This is a genomic window from Mesorhizobium sp. M7A.F.Ca.CA.001.10.2.1, assembly GCF_003998575.1.
In the GTDB taxonomy this organism is placed as follows: domain Bacteria; phylum Pseudomonadota; class Alphaproteobacteria; order Rhizobiales; family Rhizobiaceae; genus Mesorhizobium.
Map to the genome: position 1 here is coordinate 1 of NZ_RZQY01000468.1, position 4699 is coordinate 4699.

Genomic DNA, 4699 nt, shown 5'->3' on the forward strand with positions numbered 1-4699 from the left:
CCTGGCGCGCTGGGACAATATCTGGCTCGGCGCCTTGGGTGCGGGCACTATCCTGGCTTACGCGCTGTGGAACCACCGCCGGCTCGATGCTTTCCTGGCCGGCGAAAACGCCGCCGAAAGCCTGGGCGTGCCGGTGGCGCGGATGCGAAGGATGACCTTTCTCGTCGCCGCCTTCTCGACGGCGATCCTGGTCTCGGTCGCCGGCGTCATCGGCTTCGTCGGGCTGATGATCCCGCATCTGTCGCGGCCGCTGGCGGGCCCCTTGCACCTGCGCCTGGTTGCCAGCTGCGCCGTGTTCGGCGCGGTGCTGTTGCTGGCCAGCGACCTTCTGGCCCGAACGCTGCTGCCGCCGCAGGAACTGCCGATCGGCATCATCACCAGCTCGGTCGGCGCGTTCTTCGTCGTCACCATGCTGATCCGCAACCGGCTTTAAGCGTGGCCTCGGTCAGGGTCGCGATTACTCTCCCGAAATGCCCAGTTGCACCTGTTGCTTTGGGCGCTTCGACTGGAACAGGGCAAGCAAAAAAACGCCGGCCTGAACCACGACGATGGTCGGACCCGTGGCTGCGTCGATGTGATAGCTGAGGATCGTTCCCACGACGCTCGACCCGATGGCGGCCGCGGCAGCAATGGCGAGCATCCGCTCAAAGCTCTTCGTCAAAAGAAAACCGATCGCTCCCGGCGCGATCAGCATGGCGATGACAAGGATGATCCCGACAGCCTTCAGCGAGGCCACGATGGTCAACGCGAGCAGCGTCAAGAGCCCGAAATGCAGCAGATTGACGGGCAGGCCGATCGCGCGCGCATGGGCCGGATCGAAACAATAGAGCAGCAGATCCTTGCGTTTTGCCAGAACGATGAGGATCGCCGGCACGACGATGATCGCCGCCTCGATCACGTCGCGCCACTGGACGCCGAGCATGTTGCCGAACAGGATATGATTGAGATGCTGGTCGGTCTCGACCTTGACGAACAGAACCAGGCCAAACGCGAACATGCCTGAGAAGACGATGCCCATGACTGCGTCCTCCTTGATCCGGCTGTGCTGCTTGAGGTAGCCCGTCGCCAAAGCGCAGCCAAGCCCTGCCACGAATGCGCCGAAGGCAAGCGGGATCCCGGCGATATAGGCGAGCACAATACCCGGAAGCACGGCATGCGAAACGGCGTCGCCCATCAGCGACCAGCCCTTCAGGACGAGATAGCAGGACAACACCGCGCAGATGGCGCCGACCAGAATGGCGACGGTGAGACCGCGACGCATGAACTCATGGCTGAGCGGTTCGGCGATCCAGGACCAGATTGTCATCATGACGCGACCTGGGATGCGGCACGTGCCGCCCGGCGCGCGGCGAGACGGCCATGTTTGGGTGCGAAGACGAAGGCAGTCAGAAAGACCACGGTCTGCAGCACCACGATCAGTCCGCCAGTCGCGCCATCGAGAAAGAAGCTGAGATAGGCGCCGACCGCGCTCGTCGCCGCGCCGATCGCCATCGCGAGCAGGATCATGACGCCGAACCGATCGGTAAGCAGATAGGCGGTGGCACCAGGCGTTACCACCATCGCGATCACGAGGATCGCGCCGACGGTCTGGAGCGCGGCGACGATGCAGGCGCTGAGCAGCACGAAGAACAGGACCCGCAACCGCCACGGATTCAGGCCGACGCCGCGCGCATGGTTCTCATCGAAGAACACCAGCATCATATCCTTCCATCGAAGCCCCAATACAGCCAGCGAAACCGCTGCGATGAGGATGACCTGGGTTACATCCTCGTCGGAGATTGCGAGGATGTTGCCGAGTACGATGGACTGGATGTTTACGGAGGTCGGACTGATCGACGCAATCAGCAGCCCGCCAGCGAACAGCGTTGTAAAGACAAGGCCGATCACGGCGTCCTCGCGAAGTTGCGTCACGCGCCGCACCAAGGTGATGCCGAGTGCGGCGATGAGGCCGGAGGCGAATGCGCCGGCGGCATAGGGAAGGGCCAGCATGTAGGCGGCCGCAACGCCCGGCACCACCGAGTGGGCAAGCGCGTCGCCCATCAGGGCCCAGCCCTTGAGTATGAGATAGCAGGACAGGAACGCGCAGACCATGCCGACCAGGGCGCTGACCCAGATGGCCTTGGCCATGTAGTTGTAGGTGAAGGGTTCCAGCAGGATGTCAATCACGGGGCTGGCGATCCGCTGTCGGGCTTCATCATCTTCTCTTGATCGCGCTCGCCGTAAAGCACCAGAGGGCGCTCGTCATCGGTCAGCACGGTCAGGTGGCGAGCGTCGGGGTCGTCGTGAAGATCGGCGCCGCCGAGGCGTAGATGCCTCAGCACGCCGCCAAAAGCTTTCGCAAGATTGGCTTGCGTAAACGTTGTCTCTGTCGGTCCGAAGGCCAGCACCGTCTTGTTGAAGATGACGACATGGTCGCAGAAATTGACGATGCTGCCGAGATTGTGCGTCGACACCAACATCAGCTTGCCGTCGTCGCGCATCGACCGAAGGAGATCGATGATCGCTGCTTCGGTCTGCACGTCGACGCCGGTGAACGGCTCGTCGAGCAGGATGATCTCGCCGCCCTGCGCCAGAGCGCGCGCCAGGAACACGCGCTTCTTCTGGCCGCCGCTCAGTTCGCCGATCTGGCGCTTGCGAAAATCGGTCATGCCGACCCGTTCCAGCGCCGCGTCGACCGCCATGCGATCGGCTCTGCGTGGGATACGCAGAAAATTCATGTGGCCATAGCGGCCCATCATGACGACATCTTCCACCAGCACCGGAAAGTTCCAGTCGACATCCTCGCTCTGCGGCACATACGCTACCAGGCCGCGCTTCAGCGCTGCGTGGACCGGCAATCCGGCGATAAGCACTGTTCCGGTCGACGGCGTCAGGAAGCCCATCAGCGCCTTGAACAGCGTCGATTTGCCGGAGCCGTTGACGCCGACCAGCGCGCAGATGGTGGAGGCGCCGAGCCTGAAAGAGGCGGAGTGTACGGCCGTGACCCCGCTTGAATAGCTGACGGTGACGTCGTCCACGTCGATGGAGGCAACGACCCGGCCGCTACCGGTCGATGTTCGATCATGGCTGCCCTGGACGCTGTCCGGAGCGAGCGCGGTGCGAACCCCGGTCACCCGCCGAACCCCTGGACGATAGTCTCGACGGTGGTTTCGAGAAGCTTCAGATAGGTCGGAACCGGGCCGTCTTCCTCGCTCAGCGAATCGACGTAGAGAACGCCTCCATAGGTGGCTCCGGTTTCGCGCGCGACTTGCTTGGCCGCCTTGTCCGAAATGGTGCTTTCGCTGAACACCACCGGAATCTTGTTCTCGCGCACCAGGTCGATGAGCTTGCGCGCCTGTTGCGGAGTGCCTTGCTGGTCGGCGTTGATCGGCCACAGATAGGCTTCGCGCAGATCGAAGTCGCGTGCCAGGTAGCTGAAAGCGCCTTCGCTTGTAACCAGCCAGCGTTGGTCCGTGGGGATCGCCGACAGGCGCTTGCGCATGGGCTCGTCGATTGCCTTGATCTTTTCCGAATAGGCGGCGGCGTTGGCGGCATAGACCTGGGCGTTTGCCGGATCCGCCTTGGACAGCGCCTTGCGGATGTTCTCGACATAGATGAGGGCGTTCTTCGGCGACATCCACGCATGCGGATTGGGCTTGCCTTCGTAGGGCCCCTCCTTGATCCCCATCGGCTCGACACCGTCCGTGACGACGGCGCTCGGCACGTTCTTCACGTTGTCGAAGAATTTCTCGAACCAGCGTTCGAGGTTCATGCCGTTCCAGAGCACGAGGTCGGCCGATTGCGCCTTCACCACGTCGAGCGGCGTCGGCTGATAGTCGTGGATTTCGGCGCCGGGCTTGGTCACCGACTCTACGATTGCCGCGGTCCCGGCTACGTTTTGCGCGATATCCTGGATGATCGTGAACGTCGTCACGACGCGCAGAACCTTCCCTGCCGCAGGCTGGGTCTCCTGTGCCATGACCGGAACGAGGCTCGCCATCGTCGCAAAACCGATGGCCACAAGGCCGCCAAGCGCCCGCAGCATCGTCCTGCGGGTTGGGGAAGCAGAAACAGTCATCGGATGCCTTTCGACTGGAGTTGATCGTCGCCCATGCGCTGCTCACGTCATGCTAATGCGTTTGATTTGCATCTAATATTGCAGTTGCAACTGATTTGCAAGTAGCTAATTGCAGTCGCGTGGCAACGCGGCTAAGTATGGCGGATGAAAGCGGATAACGACCTTTTCGAGCGATTCCGGAGCAATTTGAAAGCCGCCGGTGTCCGGATGACCGAACAACGCAAGGTGATCTTGCGGCTGCTGGCGGATGCGCACGACCATCCGGACGCGAACGAATTGTATTCTCGTGCCCACCAGATCGACGGCAGCATTTCCTTGTCGACCGTCTACCGGACGTTGCGGCTCCTGGAGGAGAAAGGCGCCATCCAGCGTCATGCCTTCGACGAGGGCCGCGCCCGGTTCGAAAACGCGGACCGTGAACATCACGACCATCTCATCGACCTCGACACCGGTCAGGTGATCGAGTTCCGTTCCGACAAAATCGAGAAACTGCAGGCCGAGATAGCGTCGGAGCTTGGCTTCGAAATCGTCCGCCACAAGCTGGAACTGTATGTCAGGAAACGCGCCAAATAGCGTGGTTTCTGGTCGTCACCATGCTGATCCGGGTCTGATCGCGGCGGGCAAGACGCCGCCGGCTCAGAC

6 protein-coding genes are annotated in these 4699 nt (G+C 62.1%); 2 read left to right on the top strand and 4 right to left on the bottom strand.

Features of this window, described 5'->3' with window-relative positions; all coding sequences use genetic code 11:
- The coding region (locus EN964_RS24925) for an iron ABC transporter permease (protein ID WP_164775976.1) at nucleotides 1–433 on the top strand (433 nt) is incomplete at its 5' end.
- A 24-nt stretch (nucleotides 434–457) separates the two neighbouring features.
- On the opposite strand, the gene EN964_RS24930 is transcribed toward EN964_RS24925, so the two are convergent.
- The 4 genes from EN964_RS24930 to EN964_RS24945 all read right to left on the bottom strand — a co-directional run bounded on the left by EN964_RS24930 (nucleotide 458) and on the right by EN964_RS24945 (nucleotide 4057).
- Complete coding sequence (locus EN964_RS24930) at nucleotides 458–1306, bottom strand: metal ABC transporter permease (RefSeq protein ID WP_372958875.1); 849 nt, start codon at nucleotides 1304–1306, stop codon at nucleotides 458–460.
- Nucleotides 1306–2166 carry a metal ABC transporter permease gene (locus EN964_RS24935; RefSeq protein WP_127267054.1) on the bottom strand — a complete coding sequence of 287 codons (861 nt, stop codon included), beginning with the start codon at nucleotides 2164–2166 and terminating at the stop codon, nucleotides 1306–1308. Before EN964_RS24935 ends, EN964_RS24930 begins: the two co-directional genes overlap by 1 nt.
- Nucleotides 2163–3023 (bottom strand): manganese/iron ABC transporter ATP-binding protein, encoded by an 861-nt coding sequence (locus EN964_RS24940; protein ID WP_206517197.1) that lies wholly within the window; start codon nucleotides 3021–3023, stop codon nucleotides 2163–2165. Before EN964_RS24940 ends, EN964_RS24935 begins: the two co-directional genes overlap by 4 nt.
- Before the next feature lie 86 nt (nucleotides 3024–3109).
- The gene (locus EN964_RS24945) at nucleotides 3110–4057 is read right to left on the bottom strand and encodes a metal ABC transporter substrate-binding protein (RefSeq protein WP_372958876.1); all 948 of its coding nucleotides are present in this window, start codon (nucleotides 4055–4057) and stop codon (nucleotides 3110–3112) included.
- Nucleotides 4058–4201: 144 nt separating this feature from the next.
- Between EN964_RS24945 and EN964_RS24950 the strand changes: the two genes are divergently transcribed.
- A complete protein-coding gene (locus tag EN964_RS24950; RefSeq protein WP_023813521.1) occupies nucleotides 4202–4630 on the top strand; it encodes a Fur family transcriptional regulator in 429 nt (142 codons plus the stop codon).
- Nucleotides 4631–4699: the final 69 nt, after the last annotated feature.

Coding starts and splice junctions, on each gene's coding strand:
- EN964_RS24930 (WP_372958875.1), bottom strand. CDS start 1,306: ATGACAATCTGGTCCTGGATCGCCGAACCGCTCAGCCATGAGTTCATG.
- EN964_RS24945 (WP_372958876.1), bottom strand. CDS start 4,057: ATGACTGTTTCTGCTTCCCCAACCCGCAGGACGATGCTGCGGGCGCTT.
- EN964_RS24950 (WP_023813521.1), top strand. CDS start 4,202: ATGAAAGCGGATAACGACCTTTTCGAGCGATTCCGGAGCAATTTGAAA.